The organism is Sphingobium sp. UBA5915 (genome assembly GCF_002431195.1).
GTDB lineage: Bacteria > Pseudomonadota > Alphaproteobacteria > Sphingomonadales > Sphingomonadaceae > Sphingobium > Sphingobium soli.
Genome location: NZ_DJDV01000097.1, coordinates 49,986 through 68,839, shown reverse-complemented (window position 1 = coordinate 68,839; position 18,854 = coordinate 49,986). Strand labels below are relative to the sequence as shown.

The following is an 18,854-nucleotide window of genomic DNA, read 5'->3' as shown; positions in this document are numbered from 1 at the left end:
ACCGGCGGCTCAACGGGAGGATGAGATGAAGGGGACACTGCGCCTGATGTGCGCCGCGAGCGCATTCGCGCTTTGCGTCACGGCCGCGCCGGCGATGGCCGGCACCACCGCCGATCTGCTGAAACGACTGCATGAAAAGGGCATCCTGACCGACGAGGAATATCAGGAGCTGCTGAGCGGCCAGGCGAGCGAAACGGCGCAGGCGGCTGCCGCGCCCAGCGCACCGCCCGTGACACCCGACGCATCGGGGGGCGCGGGCTTCGTGCGGATGACCGATAGCGGCATCGGGTTGCAGATGGGGGATGTGACGCTGAAATTTTCAGGGTCGGTCAACGGATTTTACGTGCACGACAATGGCGAAGCGCCCAGCGCGACCAACACGGTCGTGGGCGGTGTCGCGACGGTGGGCGGCGACACATCGGCGATCCGCAACGGCCTGCTGCCCGGTTTCCTGAAGGTCGAGGCGATGACCACCCAGGGCGGGTGGGACGTGGGCGCGCATTTCGGCATGTATCCGGGCATCAATTCAGTCAATTATGCAGCGGGCGGCGGCGCCAACAGCCCCGGCAATCCGCGCGCGTTGCAGACCAGCGGCATCGATTTCCGCCAGACCTATCTGACGTTCGGGCGCAAGGGATTTGGCGAGGTGAAGATCGGCCGTGATATCGGCCTGTTCGCGTCCGAAGCGATATTGAACGACATCACCTTGCTATCGTCGGGCACGCCGGCGGGCAATGTCGCGCCGTCCAACACGACGCTGGGCCGGATCGGCATCGGCTATATCTATACCGACTTCCAGCCGCAGATCACCTATACCACGCCCAGCTTTGGCGGGATCACCGCCAGCATCGGAATTTTCGAGCCGCTGTCATCGCTGACCGGCCCGGCCGAAACCAACAAGCAGCCCGGTTTCCAGGGCAAGCTGGTCTATGACGGCAAGATGGGCGCGGTATCGACGCGGCTGTGGGCGTCGGGCATTACGCAGAAGCATAATGTCGATGCCGGCCCTGATTATACCGGCTGGGGATGGGATGTGGGCGCCAAGGTCGGCTTTGGCCCGGTGACGGTGGTCGGAACCTATTATGACGCATCGGGCCTTGGCACCACTGCGCTCAACCTGTTCGACACAGATGGGCTGGGCAACAAGCGCGACAGCCACGGCTTCTATCTTCAGGGCCTGGCGACCTTCGGCAAATTCTCGTTCGGCGGCAGCTATGGTGAGAGCCATCTGGATTACGCCAATGCAGCCGATGCGATCGCCAACCCCGCGCTGGTCGACAAGAATAGCAGCTGGGTGGGGCAGGTCCGCTATGGCCTCAATAGCTGGGTGACGCTGCTCGGCGAATATGTGAGCACCAAGTCGCAGGCGCATAACGGCAATGAGGCGTCGTCGGACGCGATCGCGGCGGGCGCGATCCTCTTTTTCTGACCAAAGGACCAATGTCACGGGGGACGGGCCGCATCCTACAAGGGGTGCGGCCCTTTCCGTTTGCAATCGCGACAAAAAACCAGAAGGGAGAGGCCGCCTGAGGGGAATGCCATGAAGACCTGCCTGCTGCCTGCGTTGCTATTGACCGTTCCGACTGCCGCTTGGGCGCAGACGCCCGGCGATGCGCCGGCGATCATCGTGACGGGACGCGGCCTGCCGCTGCCGCCGGGAACCCCGGCCTATGGATCGGTGGTGATCGGGCGCGAACGGCTGATGGACAGCGCGTCGGGGCGGATCGAAACGGTACTGGGCGATGTCGCGGGATTTCAGCAGTTTCGCCGATCGGACAGCCGGTCGGCGAACCCGTCCGCGCAGGGCGTGACGCTGCGCGCGCTGGGCGGCAACGCGTCAAGCCGGACCTTGATGCTGCTGGACGGGGTGCCGCTGGCCGATCCCTTCTTTGGTTATATTCCCTTCGGTGCGCTGGCGCCCGAGCGACTGTCGGTCGTGCGCGTGACGCGCGGCGGGGGCAGCGGCGCGTTCGGATCGGGCGCGGTCGCCGGCACCATAGAACTGGCGAGCGCGACCCGCGAAGAATTACCCGACATGGCGCTGAGCGCTCTATATGGCAGCCGAGACGCCAGCGAATTGTCCGCCACCATCACCCCGGATCTGGGCGGCGGTCATGTCTCCCTGTCGGGCCGATGGGACCGGGGGGATGGATTTTATACCACGCCGCGCGACCAACGAGTCGCCGCCAGCGCGCCCGCCGCCTATGATGGCTGGTCGACCAATCTCCGCGCGGTCGCTCCGATCTCCGCGACGTCCGAATTGCAGTTTCGCGCAACGCTGTTCGAAGATCATCGCACGCTGCGTTTCCAGGGCGCCGACAGCATGAGCGAGGGCCAGGACGCCAGCATCCGCTATGTCGCGCGCGGCCCGTGGCAGGTCGATGCGCTGGCCTATATCCAGGCGCGCAATTTTTCCAATATCGTCATATCCTCCTCCAGCTTTCGCAAGACGCTGGACCAGCGCAACACGCCATCGACCGGGCTGGGCGGCAAGATCGAGCTGCGCCCGCCGGTCGGTCCCCAACATGTGCTGCGCGTGGGCGCCGACACGCGGCTAGCCACCGGCGACATGTATGAGGACGCCTATAACGCCAATGTCGCGAGCAACCCGCGCACCTTCCTGCGTCATGCGGGCGGCGAGCAATGGACGAGCGGCCTGTTCGTCGAGGATGACTGGACGCTGGGCAGACTGGTGCTGACCGGCGGCGCGCGGGTTGACCGGTGGACGATCCGCAACGGTTTCTACCGCCAGGTCAATGCGACGACGGGCGCGGCCACGGGCGAATCCTATGCCGATCGGTCGGGCTGGGAAACGACCGGCCGGGTCGGCGCGCTGTTCAGGCCCGGCGACGCGGTGGCGCTGCGGGCGGCGGCCTATAGCGGCTTTCGTCTGCCGACGCTGAACGAACTGTATCGGCCCTTCGTGGTCTTTCCCATCACCACGCGCGCCAATGCCGCGCTGAACCCCGAAAAGCTGAAAGGCGTGGAGGCGGGCGTCGACCTGACACCCATGAAGGGCGTCACCCTGTCGGCCACGGCCTTTTACAACCGGCTGGACGGCGCGATCGCCAATGTCACCATCGCTCCCAACACACGCGAGCGGCAGAATGTCGAGCGGATCGTCGCCAAGGGCGTGGAACTGACGGCGGCGGCGCAGATGGGCGATTTTTCCCTGTCGGCATCCTATGCCTATAGCCACAGCAGCGTGCATGCGCCGGGCGAGGCGTTTGACGGCTTCACGCCCGCACAGGGTCCGCGCCATGCAGCCAGCGGCACGGTGGCCTGGGCGCCGCGCGGGGGGCCATCGCTGTCCACGACGCTGCGCTATGTCGCCAAGCAATATGAAGACGACCTGCAAAGCGATGTGCTGCCCGACGCGCTGACGCTGGACGCGGTTGCGCGCCTGCCGCTGGCCAAGGGCGTATCGCTGGTCGCGCGGGGCGAAAATCTGTTCGACGAAACAGTCGTCACACGCAATGCGGGCGGGTCCATCGACCTTGGCACGCCGCGCACGCTGTGGATCGGCGTCAGCTGGCGTCCTTGACCCAAAGTAGGATGGAGCGCCCCCTGCCCTTCCCCTAACCCTTGTTTCAACAAGGAAAATGGGGGTGAGGATGATGCGGACCTGGGGTGCGCTGTTGGCCGGATCGGCGGCGATCTGGACGATGCCAATTAGCGCGGCGGAAGGCGAGGCCGACAGCGACATCGACAGAAGCGCGATCATCGTGACTGCTCCGGGGGGCGCAGTCGACGTGGACGATGCGCTGATCCTGACGCGCGACGATATCGGGCGCGCGGGCACACCCGACCTGCTTGGCGCACTGACCCGGACCATCGCGGGCATTACCTTGCAGGACGCACAGAATAATCCCTGGCAACCCAATCTGGTCTATCGCGGCTTTTCCGCGTCGCCATTACAAGGGGTGGCGCAGGGACTAGCGGTCTATCTGGACGGGGCGCGGTTCAACCAGCCCTTTGGCGATACGGTGGCGTTCGACCTGCTGCCCGAAGCGGCGATCCGAAGCGTGAGCCTGCTGGATGCAAGCCCGGTCTATGGCCTCAACGCGCTGGGCGGCGCGATGCTGGTCGAAACGCGCACCGGCCTGTCCGATCCGGGGCTGGAGGCCAGCTATAGCGCGGGACGTTTCGGTTATCGCGAGGCGAGCATTGCAGGTGGCATCGCGCGCGGCGACCTGAGCGCCTATGGCGCGTTCCAATATAGCCATGAGGATGGCTGGCGCGATTTTTCACCCTCAACCCTCTATAATGGCTATCTCGACCTGGGCTTCGACACGGCGTCGGGTGGCCTGCATGTCAAGCTGGTGGGCGCGGATACCGACCTGACCGGCAATGGGGTCGCCCCGGTCGAATTACTGGCAGCGGACCGGCGCGCGGTGTTCACTTGGCCCGATAACAGCCAGTCGACCTATGGCCGCATCAGCCTGCATCCCTGGGTCGCCCTGTCCGACACCACGCGGATCGAAGGCACGCTCTATGCCCAGCGCCTGACGCTACGCACGATCAACGGCGACGCGGCCGATATCGAGGCATGCGAGGAGGAGGACGAGGCAGGGCTGTTGTGCCTGGAAAGCGTCGGGGATGATCCCGATGAGGAGGAAGAGGCGGTGCTGACCGACGCGGCCGGCGCCCCGATCGCCGACATGCTGGACGGGGACGGCTATGGCGTGCTCAATCGCGGCCGTACCCGCACGCGCGCCATGGGCGCCCTGTTCCAGATCATCGACGACCGGCCGATGCTGGGCGGGCGCAACCATTTCGCGCTGGGCCTGAGTTACGACACCAGCCGGACGCGATTCGACACGTCGGTCGAACTGGGCGCGTTGACCGATGCGCGCAGCGTCGATGGGCTGGGCACGATGATCGTACAGGGCGATGGCGCCATCGCGCCGGTCAGCCTGATCACGCACAGCGATTATTGGGGCGTCTTCGTGCAGGACAAGCTGCCGATCACGCCGCGCCTGTCGGCCGAAATCGGCCTGCGATATAATCATGCGCGGATCGTGTTGCAGGACCAGATCGGCACGGCACTCAACGGTCGGCACCGGTTCCAGCGGGTCAATCCGGGCGTGGAACTGGATTACAGGATGAGCGATGCGCTGTCGCTGCGGGCAGGCTATGCGGAAACGAACCGGGCGCCGACCCCGGCGGAGTTGTCCTGCGCCGACGAAAATGCGCCGTGCAGCCTGACCAACTTCTTCATCGCAGATCCGCCGCTCAAGCAGGTGGTGGCCAAAAGCTGGGAAGCGGGCGCGAGCGGATCGGGACAGGCCGGCGGCATCAAGGTCGATTGGCTACTGTCGGCCTATCGCACGCGCAACCGCAACGACATTCAATATATCGCCTCGGCCATCAGGGGGCGAGCCTATTTCCAGAATATCGGCGCGACCCGGCGGCAGGGGATCGAAGCCAGCGTCAAGGCAAGCCGGGGCGGCCTGACCGGGGCGATCAGCTACGCCTTCACCGATGCGACCTATCGCGCGCCGCTGACGCTTGCGAGCCCGGCCAACCCGCAAGCGGATGATGACGGAAGAATCGCGGTGGCGCGCGGCGACAGGCTGCCGGGCATTCCCCGCCATAGCGCGACGCTGAGCCTCGACTATGCGACAGCGCGATGGTCGGTGGGGGGCGATGTGCTGGCGCGGAGCGGCCAGTATCTGGTCGGCGACGAAGGCAATGATACGCGCCAGGTGCCCGGCTATGCCATCGTCAATCTGCGCGGCAGCGTGACGATTGTGCCGGGCGTCAGCCTGTTCGGCGAAGTGCGCAACGCCTTCAATCGACGCTATGCGACATTCGGAACGTTCAGCGAGGTAGATGAGATCGACCTGGAGGAAGCGCCCGGCGCGTCGGACCCGCGCGCTTATGGCCCGGGCGCGCCGCGCCGTTGGTATCTGGGCATGAAGGCGAGTTTCTAGGATTTAGTCCGGCCGGTCGACGCGCGGAAGCAGCCGCGCCTCTAGTCCGGGATAGAGGTGCGAGACGCTGCGTTGCAGTTCGTAGCGCGCGGCGGCGAGGCCGGCGAAGCGATCAGGGATCGGCAGCATCCCCGCTTCCACCATGTCGAGACCGGCGGCGACGGCATCGGTCAATGTCGCGTCGAGCCAGTCGAGCCAGTCGCGAGTCTGGGCGATCGCGGCCGTGCCGCCAGGATCCAAAGGTCCATGGCCCGGCAGCAAGGCGCCATGATCCAGCGCCGCGAGCCGATCAAGGCTGGCGCGCCAGGCCGGCAAGTCGGCGGTCGGCGTGCTGGGCGCGCGATTATAAAACACAAGATCGCCCGCCATCAGCAGCCCGGTCTGTTCATCGAGCAATGCCAAGTCCGCGCTGCTGTGGCCAGACAACGCCAGGAGGCGAAACGTCCGGCCGCCAAAATCCTCCTGCCCGGCCGTCAGCGCGATGCGGGGCAGCAAAAGGTCGGTGCCGCGCATCCAGTCGCCGAGGATACGGTACATGGCATCGGAAAAGCCCTGCCCCTGCGCTTCAATGGCGGCGATGGTGCCTGGCAGTGCGGCGGCGCGGGTGGCGTCGAAAGCGCCAAGGCCAAAGCCATGATCGGGATGGAGATGCGTCACATAGATGCGGATCACCGGCTTTCCGGTCAGCTCTTCGGCCACGCGCTTGAGCGCCAGGCCATAGCGCAACGACGGACCGCAATCGATCAACACCGTGCCCGCAGGCGTATCGACAATGGCGATATTAGCGATGGCGCCGCCATTGTCAGGCTGAATGGGGGCATCGGCCCCCCGCACCATCCAGATGCCTTGCGCGATTTGTTCGGGTTCGATCGCATAGCTTTCGGCTGCTCTGGCGACAACGGGCAGGAAGGCGAAGCCTGTCAGGACGCTGCGACGCGAGAGCATCAGGGGCGCGCCGGTATCGGCGATTGCCGGGCCACGTCGATGCGCGCGACATAATCCCGGCCATTGGTGTCGCGAGCCTCGACCAGAAGCTGCCCCCCTGCCGGCGCATCGGGCATGAGGGTCAGCGCCGGGTCTTCGGCCACGCTGGCCCACAGATCCATGTCGCCCAGCAGCTGGCCATCGCCATCCTTCACCGTCAGATGGTCGAGATGATAGGTCGCGATATTGGCGACCAGCCCGGTATCCATGGGGTGGCGAAAGCCGAGCCGCAGGCGCGAGCCATCCTGCTGCGGCCAAGCGCGCCCGCGAATTTCGCCCAGATGATCAGCCCAGTCGCCCTTCACCCGGCTGATCGGTGGAGTGGAACAGCCCCCGCCCGCGGCATCGATCCAGCCACCCGACACCAGCCACTGGCCGTCCGCCAGCTGCACCGCGCCGCGCACCGGCGTTCGCTGGTCGAGCTTGATGCGGGTAGCGACATAAGGCGCGGCATGGGTCGGCCGATAGTCGATCGCGATCGGAATGGGATTGAGGTCGGCAAACAGCAGCATCCGCCGCACCCCGGGAATTCCGCGCGCGTCGATGGCGACGGGAAAGGCGCGCTGATCCTCTGCTATGGCCGGAAATTCGACCTTCACCCGCGCGTCGAACCGGACCGGATCGTCGCCGAACAAGGTGAGGGCATGAGCGCGCCACATGGGCGATCCCAACGGATCGGCGGGATAATCCTGCGCCGCCTGCCCCGGCGCGGCGATCAGCGCCAGCAGCAGCGCCATCATGGCCTTCATGTCCCTTCTCCCTAAGTGCAGGAGGTAAGGCAGGCCGCCTTGCGATACCATTGCACCTTGGGTCGATGACGCGGAAGGATTTGACGATGGGGATCGCGTGGATGATGCTGTCGATCGCTGCGCCTGCGGAGGCGGACGCATCTGCATTCGACAGCGCGGGATATCGGATCGCCCATTATCGCGCGCCGACGCGGCGCGCACCCAACGGCGTTACCCGGATCGCACCCCAGGCCGCAGCGATGTTGCGGCCAGGTGTCGATGCCCTGTTCATCGACGTGACGCCGGTCGATCCCGGTGCGGGGGGCAAGCCAGAGCGAATGACGATTCCCGGCGCGCACTGGTTCCCCGAAAGCGGCAGGGGTGGCATTGATCCGGCCGTCGAACGATGGCTGATCGGCGGCGTGACGCGGCTGACCGCAGGGCGCGCCGATATGCCAGTCATCGTCTTTTGCCTGGCCGATTGCTGGATGAGCTGGAATGCGGCGCGACGGCTGCAGCGCGCGGGCTATCGGCCTATCTGGTGGCTGGCGGAAGGGAGCGATGGCTGGCGGGACCTGGGCTTGCGGCTGGAGCCTGTCAGTCCCGAACGCAACCGGCCCGAATGACCGACGACCCACGCAGTCCGAACAGGGACCTTGGACCAATGGCCCATTGCGCCGGGTTAGGGAAAACCCCCATTTTCTTTGGCAATCCGGCGGCCTACGCCGAGCCATCCAATGGAGAGAGCCTTGATCCGTCCCGTCATTCTTCGCCTGTCGGTCGCCACACTGCTGCTGTCGCCCCTGCCCGCGGCCGCCAAGGAGATCATCGTCCATATGAAGAACCAGGGCGCGGAGGGCGCGATGGTGTTCGAACCGTCCTTCGTCAAAGCCGCGCCAGGCGACAAGATCCGGTTTTTGCCGACCAATCCCAGCCATAATGCCGAAACCATGGCCAATATGCTGCCAACGGGCGCGACGCCGATGAAGGGGGCGATGAACAAGGAAGTGACGATGACTGTGACCAAGCCCGGTCTTTATGGCATCAAATGCATGCCGCATTATTCGATGGGCATGGTCGCCCTGGTCCAGGTGGGCAAGGTGACGCCAGCCGATATCGCCGCAGCGAAAGCAGTGAAGCTGCCCCCCTTCGCCGCCAAGCGCATGACGGCCGCGCTGGCCAAGGTGAAATAACCGACTGTAGTCGCCCGCTGCCGTCAAGAAAGGCGTCAGAGCCAGACGCGCAACCCCAGGACGAGGCTGGCGGTCGACGCCCCCCTGCCCCGTCAGACCTGCCGCAGGGCGCGGGCGGGGCGGACCGACAGGAGCGGCAGCGCGCCGGCAAGGCCGATGCCGAGTGTCAGAAACGCTCCGCCCGCCAGGGTGCCCAGCATGACCGCCCAGTCGGGCGACCAGGTAAAATCGAAGACCTGAACAATGACGAACCAGGCCGCCGCGCTGCCAAGCGCCAGCGCCACGACCGCCAGCAGAACCGAGAGCAGGCCATATTCCAGCGCCTGACCGCCCAGCAGTTGCAGCCGGGTCGCCCCCAGCGTCTTGAGGATGACGCTGTCATAGCTGCGCGACTGGCGGGCGGCGGCGATGGCGCCCACCAGCACCGCAATGCCGGCCAGAATGGCGACCGAGGCCGCAACCAGAATGGCGCGCGACATTTGTGTCAGGATGGCGCCGACCTGATCGATGACATCGCCCACCGCAATGACCGACACGCCGGGGAAGGCCGCCAGCAGGGCGCGGGTCATGGCGGTGTCGTGGCGCGGGTCCATGGTGATGGTGGCAGCAACGCTGTGGGGCGCGGATTGCAATGTGACCGGCGAGAAGACGAGCACATAGTTGAAACCCATCGTATCCCAGTTGACCTTGCGCAGCGAGGCGATGCGCGCCGTAATCTCTCGCCCGAGGATCGAGACGGTCAGCCTGTCACCCACGCCGATGCCCAGCGTGCGGGCCGCTTCCGCGTCGAGCGAGACGAGGGGCGGACCGCGATAGTCGGTCGGCCACCAGGTGCCTGCGACCAGATCACTGCCTTCGGGCAAGGCCGCACTGTAGGTGACGCCGCGTTCACCGCGCAGGAACCAGGCACCTTCGGGCAGTTGCGCAAGATCGGCAACGCGCGTGTCGCCATAGCCGGTAATGGTGCCGCGCAGGACGGGCACGATGTTGAGTTGCGCTTCGGGAGCCTGCGCCCGGGCAATAGTGCGGAAGCGCTGCTGCTGCGACGCGGGGATGTCGAGCACGATCTGCGCCGGCGCTTTCTTGGGCACGACTTGCCGGATTTCCGCATCCAGGCTGGTTTCGATCCCGGCGAGCGTTACGAACAGGGTAAGAGCAAGGCCAAGCGCAACGATGAGCGCGGCCGTCTGCGCGCCGGGCCGATGGAGATTGGCGAGCGCCAGCCGCAGCCAGGGACGGCGGGGTCGGGGCAGGCGCCGGGCGATCCGGCGCACGGCGATGCCGATGCCAAGCAGCAGGAGCAGAACCGCGCCGACCGCGCCCAGAACCGCCGCGGAGAATAGCGGATCGCCCGCCGTCCCAAGCGCCAGCGCGACGAGCAGCAGACCGGCCAGCGCCATGGCGGCAAGGCTGCGTCGGTCAAGACCGGAGCGACGTTCGATCGCACCCCGGAACAAGGCGGCGGCGGGCTGGGTCCGCGCCCGGGCCAGCGGCGGGAACGTGAAGAGAAAAGCGATGAGCAATCCATAGAGCGCGCTTGTCGCCAGCGGCAGCGGGAACAGGCGGAAACCCGGGCTGACCGGCAGCACGTCGCCCGCGAGCGCGACCACGAGCGGGGGCAGCACCGCGCCGACGACGAGCCCTGCGGCAATGCCCAGCAGCGCGACGGCGCCCACCTGCAAGCGGTAGATGCGCGCGATGTCCGCCGCGCTTGCGCCCAGCACCTTGAGCGTCGCAATGCCATTGCGCTTGCCCGCGAGATAGGAAGCGACCCCGTTGCTGACGCCGATCCCGGCGATGACCAGGGCGGCAAGGCCGATCAGCGACAGGAACTGCCCCATCCGGTCGATGAAGCGATTGGCGCCGGGCGCGGCGCGATCGCGATCCTTGAACGTCCAGCCTTCGCCCGCGCGCGCCTTTTCCCAATCCTTGCGCACGGTTGCCGCGTCATAGCGCGGGTCGAGGCGAATGCGATATTTGGTGGAATAGAGACTGCCGGGCTGGATCAAGCCGGTCCGACGCAGCCCCGACAGGGACGTGATCGCCACCGGTCCCAGGGTGAAGCCCTCCCCCAGCCGGTCGGGCTCATCCACGATGATGTCGCGGACAATGAAGAGCGCGTCGCCGTAGCGCAGCTTTGCGCCGCGACCGATGTCCAGCCGTTGGGACAAAGCGTCGCCGATCAGGATATCGCCGGCATCAAGCGGACGATAGATGCCGTGCCGCAACGCCAGCGCGCCATAAAGCGGATAGGCAGCGTCCACCCCCTTGAGTTCGGTCAGGATGGCGGGCGGCGCGTTCCCCCTCCCCTGCCCCACCCGCTGGGCCATGGCGCGCATGCGGATAGTTTGGCTGAGCGCGCCAAGTTGACGAAAAGCCTGTTTGTCGCCCAGGCTGGCTTCGCGCTGGGTCATGCCGATTTCGATGTCGCCGCCCAGGATCAGCCGTCCCCGATCGCGCAGTTCCTGCGTGATCGCGCTGGTCAGGCTACCGATCGCGGCCAGCGTCGCAACGCCCAGGAACAGGCAGAGGAACAGGAGGCGCAGGCCGCGAAAGCCCAGATGCAGGTCGCGACGGGCAATGCGCCACGCTGCGCGCCAGCCAAGCCGGCTCACGCCATGTGATCCGACAGGATGCGTCCGTCACGCATTTCGATGATGCGCTCGCAGCGCTGCGCCAGCGCGGCGTCATGCGTGATGATGAGCAGCGTCGCCCCCGCCGCCGCCTGCCGTTCAAACAGCAGGTCCATGATCGCCGCGCCAGTCGCGGCGTCCAGATTGCCGGTGGGCTCGTCGGCAAAGAGCAAGGTGGGGCGTGGCGCGACCGCGCGCGCGATGGCGACGCGCTGTTGCTCGCCACCCGACAATTGCGCGGGATAATGATCCAGCCGGTGGCCAAGGCCGACCGCGCGCAATTCGTCAGCAGCAATGGCAAAGGCGTCCGCCTGCCCCGCCAGTTCGAGCGGCACCGCGACATTTTCCAGCGCGGTCATGGTGGGAAGCAGATGAAAGGATTGGAGGATGATGCCGATCCGACCGCGCCGGGCGCGTGCCAGATCATCCTCCCCCAAGGCGCCGAAATCGACCCCGCCAATTTCCACCCTTCCCCCGCTTGCCCGCTCCAACCCTGTCAGCACCGCCATCAGCGAGCTTTTGCCCGATCCCGACGCGCCCAATATGGCGACGCTTTGCCCGCGCTGCACATGCAGGTCGATCCCCTTGAGGATCGTTACCGGGGCCTCGCGGGTTCCAAGCTGAAGCGTGACATCCTGGGCACGAATGGCGATAGTTGCAGGATCGAGTGGCGAATGCATGAAGGGAATGGGTCCTTGGCGGGCAGGTTGACGCAATATGGGGCATTGACGCTGATTGTCCATCTGACGGCGGGTTGTTCTCCTGACGCGCCGCCCCCTCCCCCGGCGAGAGAACAGGCGCAGAGGGTGGAGCCGCCGGCCCGGGCGACGCCATCGGCCGACCGCAAACTGGTCGTGGCGTTTGGCGACAGTCTCTATGCCGGCTATAATCTGGACCAGGGACAAGGGCTGGCGCCGGTGTTGGAGCGCGCGCTGGCCGACCGCGGCCTCAAGGCGCAGGTGGTGAATGCCGGCGTGTCGGGCGACACGACGACGGCGGGGCGCGCCCGGCTGGCCTTCACGCTCGACGGGCTGCCGCGCACGCCGGACCTGATGCTGGTCGGGCTTGGCGGCAACGACATGCTGCGCGGGCTGTCGCCGCAGGAAACGCGCGACAATCTGGACGCGATCCTGCGCGAAGCCAAGGCGCGCGGTATCCCGGTTATGCTGACCGGCATGCTCGCGTCGCCCAATATGGGGGCCGATTATGCCGCTGCGTTCAACCCCATCTTTCCGGATCTGGCGCACAAATATGACGCCGCGCTCTACCCCTTCATGCTGGACGGGGTGCTGGGCGACCGGACGCTGCTTCTGCCTGACGGCATCCATCCCAATGCGCGGGGCGTGACAGTGATCGCCCGCCGGCTGGCGCCGATTGTTGCGCAAAATCTTAAAGGCTGACGCCGGCGACGCTGCCGCCGCTTGGGGGTGATTTTGGGAGGGCCGATGCGGTGCAAGCGCGCGCGATCGGCGCATAAAGCTGACTTTCCCAAGCTGTCTTTATCATTGAATATACTATTCTTTCTTGTTGATAAAAAACAGATTATCATACCCTGCTATATATAGGACAGGAGGCGGCCCTTGGAGGAAGATCGGCAGCTCGCTTATGCGCATGCGCAGGAGGCTTTAGGCCGTCTGGACGAGCGCATGCGGCTCAGCCCGGTTCGCGCGGCCTTCCGTGTGCGCGCCCATGTCGCTGAACGTCAGGCACTGGCCGCGATCGATGCCGTTCCGTTGCATGACCATGATATCGAGATTGACGGCCGGGGCACGGTAAGAACATCGACCTTTGACCTCAGCCTGGGGCGACGGTCCATCGGAACGCCCATTAGTCTGGACGCACTGGCAGGCGACGCCATGGCGGTGCTGGACTGGCTTGGCATGAAACCAGACCCGATGGGCGATGGCGGGGTGGTCAACGGGCCAATACTGGATGACATGATCGCGCGCGTGGAGACTTGGCAGCGGGCGATAGAGCGTTGGCGCCCCTCCCCTCCCCTGATCGCCAGCGCGCATGTCGCTGCGTCCTGGCGATCGCACGCGCCTCTTGGTCGGAGCGATCTGGCCGCCAGCCTGCTGATTGGGGATCGATGGGGACCGGGGCGCTGGAATGGGTCGCATGGCGGCCTGATTGCCCTGGGTCTAGACACGCAACAGAGCGGATGGCGGATGGCGCGAGACGCTGCGCTGGAGCGCTTATGGCTGGACGCCATTCGGGATGCTGCGCAGATGCTGCTGGACCTGGAGCTTCGCCTGCGCGGTTTTGCCGCACGCGCGCGCCACTTCTTGGACTCGCGGCGGCGCGCCGGGCGGCTGGGTGACGTGCTGCATCTCGCAATGTTGCGGCCCTATGTAACAAGCGCAATGGTGGCGCGGCATTTGCAGCTGACCAGCGCCGGTGCCATCAAGTTGCTGACCATCGCGGCAGAGGCGGGGCTGCTGATCGAACGCACCGGGCAGGCAAGCTATCGCCATTATGCGATACCCGTTGCCGCACCGCCCGGTGTTCCGCGCGACGGCCGCAATCCGCTGGACCGGTCAGAACCGAGCATCTGGCAAGATGACTCGGTGCCATGGGATTGGCCGGGATGACAGTTGCTGCCTGTGCAACTGCGACCATAAAAAACCAAAATATCGAACCATGCCCGTCGCGTCAGCGGCGGGAGATTCCAGGATTCTAGAGATTCTAAGATTCGCCATATGTAAGTTATTCTTTTCGCAGCGGGATTCAGCACTGACCTGACCCGGTGGGGGTAATTCCCTGTCCTTGTGGGGGCGCAAGCCTGACCCGATGGGGGGCCTATCCTGCCCTCTTGGGGACCGTCCTGACCGCTTGGGGGAACGAGCATGAGCACCCCATAGGGAGTAAATTTGGGCATCGATGCGCCCAGAGGCTCACAAGTCCGCGACTCGGGGTGAAACAAAGATTTCCTATTGAGCAGAGCGAATTTCTATCCTGACCTGATGGGGGCACCCAAACCAGCCTATCCTGTCCTGACTTGACCTTCGCTGTCAGGACAGGCATTTCTGGCGCGATCGACGGGGTGGCGCCATGGACGAATCTGCAGGCATCGAGCAACAGGAAAGCGAAGAGGCTGCAACGCCGCGGTCGATGCGGGTCGCGGCCGCGCTGTCGCGCAAGGGCGGCGATGAATTTGTCAAACCCGGTCGGTTGGTCGAGGTGCGGTTCGTCAAGGGTCAGTCACTCAGCCTGACCGCTTCGCGCCTGCTTGCCCTCATGATCCTGACGGCGGGGGGCGATGCCTGGCGTGATATTCCGCATCGTATGCGCAAGGCGGATATCCGGCGCGGCCACAAGGGCAATGAGCGGATCGTGGATATGCTGGAAGAATTGCACCGGACGCTGTTTGCCGAAGACGACAAAAGCTGGCGGGGAAAGCGTGCTACCAAGCGGTTCAATTTGATCCAGGCATCGTGGGAAGAGGTCGAGGACGGGGACAAGGAAACCGGCTGGATTGAATGGCAGTTCACGCCCGATGCACGGCGGCTGATCCAGGAATCAGAGACCTATGCCGTCATGAACCGGCAGGCGGTGTTGGGTTTCCGCTCGGCTTACGCCCTCAAACTGTACGAGGAGGGCGCGCTGCGTCTGCACCGCCGGCAGCCTGTATGGAAGGTCGATATCGTCGGGCTCAGGGCAGCTTTGGGTATTGATCCGGACAAATATGGCGATTTTGCACAGTTGCGTCGCAAGGTGCTCAAGATCGCAAAGACGGAGATCGACCAGCTGGCCCATTTCACGGTGGAATGGGAGGAAATCCGCCGCGGCCGCGCGGTGGTGGAGATCATATTCCGCTTTGCGCCCAAGGGCGCGCCATCGCAGATCGCGACCGTCGATGAATTGGCGCGCCACTCCGCCGGTAGGAAGGCCAGGCGAGAGCATGCGGTGGAAACTGTGATCGCAATTGGGCGGGAGGAAGATCTGGCAGACCCGGCAGAGGTCACGCATTTGCTGTCTGCCGCGACAACGTCAATGACCGTGAGCGAAGAGCGGGCGCGCGACAAGGCGGCGGCGCCCTGGGCGCGGTTTCCGCGTGGCAGGCTGCATTTCGGGACGACAGAGCAGGCGGCACGGGCCATAGGCTTGCGTCATGGCGGGGGGTGGGACGTCGACCTGATTGCCGATGCCTATCGGGAGGCCATGGGCGACCGGCTCGACAGCCTATCAGGCGCGAAGCTTGAAAAGTCGTGGAAGGGATTTTGCGAGGCATTCTTCGCGCGGCGGGGGCGTCCATCGTAATAATTGCAGCCCTGCAATTTTTCCTGAAGGGCGAATGCGGCGACCTGAGATGTCGCCTATCATATTTACGTCGAACTACGTTGGGGTAGCCTTTGGACCATCAACATAGCTGGCGTCCGTCGATGCAAAGGATGAGCGCCAAGGGCGCTACATGCATGCGGACAAATCGCGACGGCGCCCCTTTGCCGCTCGCCTAAGTCGTGCGTGCCTCCGCATCTCCGGTAGGGGTGTGCGCGATCGCTTTCATAAACCGGCTTTTGCCACCGCTGAGGATCCGCAGGCGCACCCGCCTATTGGAACGGGAGCCAAGGGAGTCGTTGGTTGTTCGGGCGGCTTGATACACGGGGAGGTTCGCGATGTCTGAACCATTGCTCTGCTCATGCTCCATCTGCTGATGCGCAGCGCCCTCCCCTTCGGCGCCACCCAGGAATCGCGAATGCACAAAATCCAGGTGGAAAGAATCAAGCCGAGTAATCTGATGCCTGGAACATTTACCCATTCCTTCGGCATCATGCGTCCACCCTGCAAGGGATCACTGCGCCGATTGCAGGCTAATCGAGAATTGCAGCCCTGCAATTTTGTATCGCCGCCCCCAAAAGGTCAGGATCCATCATGCTCTGTCAGGCCGACCGCCCCCATTAGGTCAGGATAGGTAGCACAATTTACGATGCGTTGAAGCTACAACGCGGATTTGTGAATTTTACGCGCATATTGACGGGAAAGTGAAAATCGAAGATGTAGTACGCCAGTTTCACAAGGAGCAGCTATGGCTTCCGCATTTGAACAAGTGCGGCTGGGGGAAGCACTGGACGTTGCCACTCTAGCCTCTCGGTCCTCTTCTGTCCTCGAAAAGCTGCGTAATTCTGCACGCAACGCGCGAGCCGACGAACGGCGCGAGCCAACTTTCCAGATCGGAAAGGCCGCCGACCTGGTGGGGCGAACGACAGCAGCGATTCGGGAGGCGGAAAGCGATGGCCGCCTTGTCCCCCCTCCCCGTGCGGACAATGGGCGGCGTATGGGGTACACGCTCGCGCAACTCAACGATATGCGCGGCACTTTTGGCACGCGGCCGTGGCGGGAACCCGAAGACCCATGCTCGATCATCGCGGTCCAGAATTTCAAGGGCGGTGTCGGCAAATCAACCGTGTCGGTGCACCTTGCCCAATATCTGGCCATTCGCGGCTATCGAGTGCTCCTGATCGATTGTGACAGCCAGGCGTCGGCCACGACTCTGTTTGGCTATGTGCCCGATCTCGATCTGGATGAGGACGAAACCCTGTACCCCTATCTGCGCGAGGGGGAGCGGGCGTCGCTCGACTATGCTATCAAGAAGACGCATTTTGACGGGCTGGACCTGATCCCCGCCAATTTGCGACTGTTCCAGTCGGAATATGAACTGGCCGCCCGCATGGCGCGGGGGCAGGGGACTTTGCTGGACCGCATGGCGCATGGCATCGCGTCGGTCCAGGATCTTTATGATGTGATCATCCTGGACCCGCCGCCAGCGCTCGGCGCGATTTCCCTGTCGGTGTTGCGCGCAGCCAATGCCCTGGTGGTCCCGGTGCCGCCCACGGTGATGGACTTTTCCTCGACGACCGCCTTCCTGGCGATGCTGGACGAGACGATCCAGGAACTCGCATCCTACGACCTTGCGCCGCAACTCGCTTTCCTGCGGTTCGTGGCGTCGAAGGTGGACGAGGGCAAATCCATGCAGAAGGGGCTGCTGGATCTGATGCGACAAGTCTATGGCAATGCCATGGTGCGCACGCCGCTCAAGGATTCAGCGGAAATCGACAATGCGACCGCGCGGTTGATGACGGTCTACGAACTGGAAGGTCCGATGACCAGCAAGGCGGTTCGCGACCGGTGTCTAACCTATCTCGACGGAGTGAATGCGGAGATCGAACTCGAGATCCGTAAAACATGGCCCAGCCATCTGGGACGCCTGCGCAAGGCGGGCCACGCATGAACAGGAGAAATTGCAGCCCTGCAATTTGGCATGGAGGAGAGCGAGCATGAACTCCCGGAACAAGAGTTTCATGGCCGACCTGGTGTCGGCAGTGGAGCCTGCGGCCGAGGGACAGGGGCGGCCTTCGCGCCTGGGCGTTGGCGTGCTGGGGGGACGCAACAACCGGTTGGCGGAACTGGCGTCCGGGTCGGTGGTCAATAACCCGCAGGAGCTTGTCGATCCTGCTCGGTGCCGCATCTGGGATCGGCACAACCGGGATTATGCGGCGCTGAATGAAGAGCGCTGCAACGACCTTATCGAAAGCATAGTGGCGCAGGGTAAGCAGGAAGTGCCTGCGATTGTCCGGCGCGTGCAGGACCCCGATTATGATTATGAGGTGATCTGCGGCGCCCGCCGGCATTGGGCGGTGTCCTGGCTGCGCCAGCATAATCATCCTGAAATACGCTATCTCGTTGAAATCAGGGACTTAACGGATGAGCAAGCGTTCCGCATCTCGGACCTGGAAAATCGCGCGCGGGCGGACCTAAGCGACCTGGAGCGCGCACGCGACTATTTAAAGGCGCTCGACCTTTATTATGCCGGCAGTCAGAAGCAGATGGCTAAGCGGCTCAACCAGTCAGAGGCCTGGCTGAGCCGGTATCTTGACCTTGCCCGACTGCCGCAGGATTTGGTGGAGTCGTTTCCCGACCCCTTCGACCTTAAAATCTCCCATATCGGCAGTCTAAAGCCGATCCTGAAGGCCGATGACATGCGCGCCACGGTGCTTGGCGAGGCACGCCGAATTCGCGAAGCACGATTGGCAGGGGAGCGGGGCATTCCTGCCAATGCGCCGGAGATGATACGCGCTTTGGTCGCAGCGGCCGGCATGACCGCCAATATGCGGGAAAAAGCTCGTCTGCCCAAGGCCCCCAAGAGGACAGGATCGGATGCCGTCATCGTCCACAGCGCCGCAGGCGCGCCTCTGCTGCGCGTCGATGCGAAGGACCGGCGTGGCGTGACGTTGACCCTGTTTCACAAAGGCGGCGGGTCGCGCGCTGAGGCCGAAGGGGCTTTACGCGACCTTCTCGACAATCATTGGCCAGCCGGATAACGGACAGGGTGCGCGATCCGCGTTCGAAAAAAGGGCTGTGGCTTGCCATATAGGCACTGCA

Annotated in this window: 14 protein-coding genes; 10 read left to right on the top strand and 4 right to left on the bottom strand. The window is 64.5% G+C overall.

Going from position 1 to position 18,854, the window contains the following annotated elements:
* The first annotated feature begins 25 nt into the window (after positions 1 to 25).
* The 3 genes from B2V90_RS17035 to B2V90_RS17025 all read left to right on the top strand — a co-directional run bounded on the left by B2V90_RS17035 (position 26) and on the right by B2V90_RS17025 (position 5,936).
* On the top strand, positions 26 to 1,429 hold the full coding sequence (locus B2V90_RS17035; RefSeq protein ID WP_228222625.1) for a porin: 1,404 nt from the start codon (positions 26 to 28) through the stop codon (positions 1,427 to 1,429).
* 111 nt (positions 1,430 to 1,540) lie between these two features.
* Positions 1,541 to 3,544 (top strand): TonB-dependent receptor, encoded by a 2,004-nt coding sequence (locus B2V90_RS17030; protein ID WP_228222626.1) that lies wholly within the window; start codon positions 1,541 to 1,543, stop codon positions 3,542 to 3,544.
* 73 nt (positions 3,545 to 3,617) lie between these two features.
* Positions 3,618 to 5,936, top strand: coding sequence for a TonB-dependent receptor (locus B2V90_RS17025; RefSeq protein WP_293922447.1), 2,319 nt, complete (start codon positions 3,618 to 3,620; stop codon positions 5,934 to 5,936).
* 3 nt (positions 5,937 to 5,939) lie between these two features.
* Here B2V90_RS17025 and B2V90_RS17020 read toward each other — a convergent pair whose 3' ends face one another.
* On the bottom strand, positions 5,940 to 6,884 hold the full coding sequence (locus B2V90_RS17020) for a quinoprotein relay system zinc metallohydrolase 1 (RefSeq protein WP_228222665.1): 945 nt from the start codon (positions 6,882 to 6,884) through the stop codon (positions 5,940 to 5,942).
* Entirely contained in the window at positions 6,881 to 7,669 is a 789-nt protein-coding gene (locus B2V90_RS17015; RefSeq protein ID WP_414711618.1) for a quinoprotein dehydrogenase-associated SoxYZ-like carrier, read from the bottom strand. Before B2V90_RS17015 ends, B2V90_RS17020 begins: the two co-directional genes overlap by 4 nt.
* Positions 7,670 to 7,755: 86 nt before the next feature.
* On the opposite strand from B2V90_RS17015, the gene B2V90_RS17010 reads away from it, so the two are divergent.
* Together B2V90_RS17010 and B2V90_RS17005 are read left to right on the top strand one after the other, a co-directional pair.
* Positions 7,756 to 8,274, top strand: a complete 519-nt coding sequence (locus B2V90_RS17010) for a rhodanese-like domain-containing protein (RefSeq protein ID WP_293922439.1) — start codon at positions 7,756 to 7,758, stop codon at positions 8,272 to 8,274.
* 111 nt (positions 8,275 to 8,385) lie between these two features.
* Positions 8,386 to 8,841 (top strand): pseudoazurin, encoded by a 456-nt coding sequence (locus tag B2V90_RS17005; RefSeq protein ID WP_009823448.1) that lies wholly within the window; start codon positions 8,386 to 8,388, stop codon positions 8,839 to 8,841.
* Between the two features lie 92 nt (positions 8,842 to 8,933).
* Here the strand turns inward: B2V90_RS17005 and B2V90_RS17000 are convergent, their stop codons facing one another.
* Both B2V90_RS17000 and B2V90_RS16995 read right to left on the bottom strand, forming a co-directional pair.
* On the bottom strand, positions 8,934 to 11,456 hold the full coding sequence (locus tag B2V90_RS17000) for an ABC transporter permease (RefSeq protein ID WP_228222628.1): 2,523 nt from the start codon (positions 11,454 to 11,456) through the stop codon (positions 8,934 to 8,936).
* Positions 11,453 to 12,154 carry an ABC transporter ATP-binding protein gene (locus tag B2V90_RS16995; RefSeq protein ID WP_228222629.1) on the bottom strand — a complete coding sequence of 234 codons (702 nt, stop codon included), beginning with the start codon at positions 12,152 to 12,154 and terminating at the stop codon, positions 11,453 to 11,455. Before B2V90_RS16995 ends, B2V90_RS17000 begins: the two co-directional genes overlap by 4 nt.
* Between B2V90_RS16995 and B2V90_RS16990 the strand changes: the two genes are divergently transcribed.
* The 5 genes from B2V90_RS16990 to B2V90_RS16970 all read left to right on the top strand — a co-directional run bounded on the left by B2V90_RS16990 (position 12,149) and on the right by B2V90_RS16970 (position 18,793).
* On the top strand, positions 12,149 to 12,874 hold the full coding sequence (locus tag B2V90_RS16990; protein WP_037543792.1) for an arylesterase: 726 nt from the start codon (positions 12,149 to 12,151) through the stop codon (positions 12,872 to 12,874). The two genes, B2V90_RS16995 and B2V90_RS16990, sit on opposite strands and share 6 nt — an antisense overlap.
* Positions 12,875 to 13,054: 180 nt before the next feature.
* Entirely contained in the window at positions 13,055 to 14,065 is a 1,011-nt protein-coding gene (locus tag B2V90_RS16985; protein WP_228222631.1) for a helix-turn-helix domain-containing protein, read from the top strand.
* Between the two features lie 460 nt (positions 14,066 to 14,525).
* Positions 14,526 to 15,734: a replication initiation protein gene (locus B2V90_RS16980; RefSeq protein ID WP_228222632.1), complete on the top strand. Its 1,209-nt coding sequence runs from the start codon at positions 14,526 to 14,528 to the stop codon at positions 15,732 to 15,734.
* Between the two features lie 766 nt (positions 15,735 to 16,500).
* Positions 16,501 to 17,703 (top strand): AAA family ATPase, encoded by a 1,203-nt coding sequence (locus B2V90_RS16975; protein ID WP_037543790.1) that lies wholly within the window; start codon positions 16,501 to 16,503, stop codon positions 17,701 to 17,703.
* Positions 17,704 to 17,749: 46 nt separating this feature from the next.
* Positions 17,750 to 18,793, top strand: a complete 1,044-nt coding sequence (locus tag B2V90_RS16970; RefSeq protein ID WP_293922432.1) for a ParB/RepB/Spo0J family partition protein — start codon at positions 17,750 to 17,752, stop codon at positions 18,791 to 18,793.
* The last annotated feature ends 61 nt before the right edge of the window (positions 18,794 to 18,854 follow it).

Bases quoted from the DNA above. Each gene is read 5' to 3' on its own strand.
- B2V90_RS16995 (WP_228222629.1), bottom strand. From the start codon at position 12,154: ATGCATTCGCCACTCGATCCTGCAACTATCGCCATTCGTGCCCAGGAT.
- B2V90_RS16975 (WP_037543790.1), top strand. From the start codon at position 16,501: ATGGCTTCCGCATTTGAACAAGTGCGGCTGGGGGAAGCACTGGACGTT.
- B2V90_RS16980 (WP_228222632.1), top strand. From the start codon at position 14,526: ATGGACGAATCTGCAGGCATCGAGCAACAGGAAAGCGAAGAGGCTGCA.
- B2V90_RS16990 (WP_037543792.1), top strand. From the start codon at position 12,149: ATGCATGAAGGGAATGGGTCCTTGGCGGGCAGGTTGACGCAATATGGG.
- B2V90_RS17005 (WP_009823448.1), top strand. From the start codon at position 8,386: ATGGAGAGAGCCTTGATCCGTCCCGTCATTCTTCGCCTGTCGGTCGCC.
- B2V90_RS17030 (WP_228222626.1), top strand. From the start codon at position 1,541: ATGAAGACCTGCCTGCTGCCTGCGTTGCTATTGACCGTTCCGACTGCC.
- B2V90_RS17015 (WP_414711618.1), bottom strand. From the start codon at position 7,669: ATGAAGGCCATGATGGCGCTGCTGCTGGCGCTGATCGCCGCGCCGGGG.
- B2V90_RS16970 (WP_293922432.1), top strand. From the start codon at position 17,750: ATGAACTCCCGGAACAAGAGTTTCATGGCCGACCTGGTGTCGGCAGTG.
- B2V90_RS17025 (WP_293922447.1), top strand. From the start codon at position 3,618: ATGCGGACCTGGGGTGCGCTGTTGGCCGGATCGGCGGCGATCTGGACG.
- B2V90_RS17035 (WP_228222625.1), top strand. From the start codon at position 26: ATGAAGGGGACACTGCGCCTGATGTGCGCCGCGAGCGCATTCGCGCTT.
- B2V90_RS17010 (WP_293922439.1), top strand. From the start codon at position 7,756: ATGGGGATCGCGTGGATGATGCTGTCGATCGCTGCGCCTGCGGAGGCG.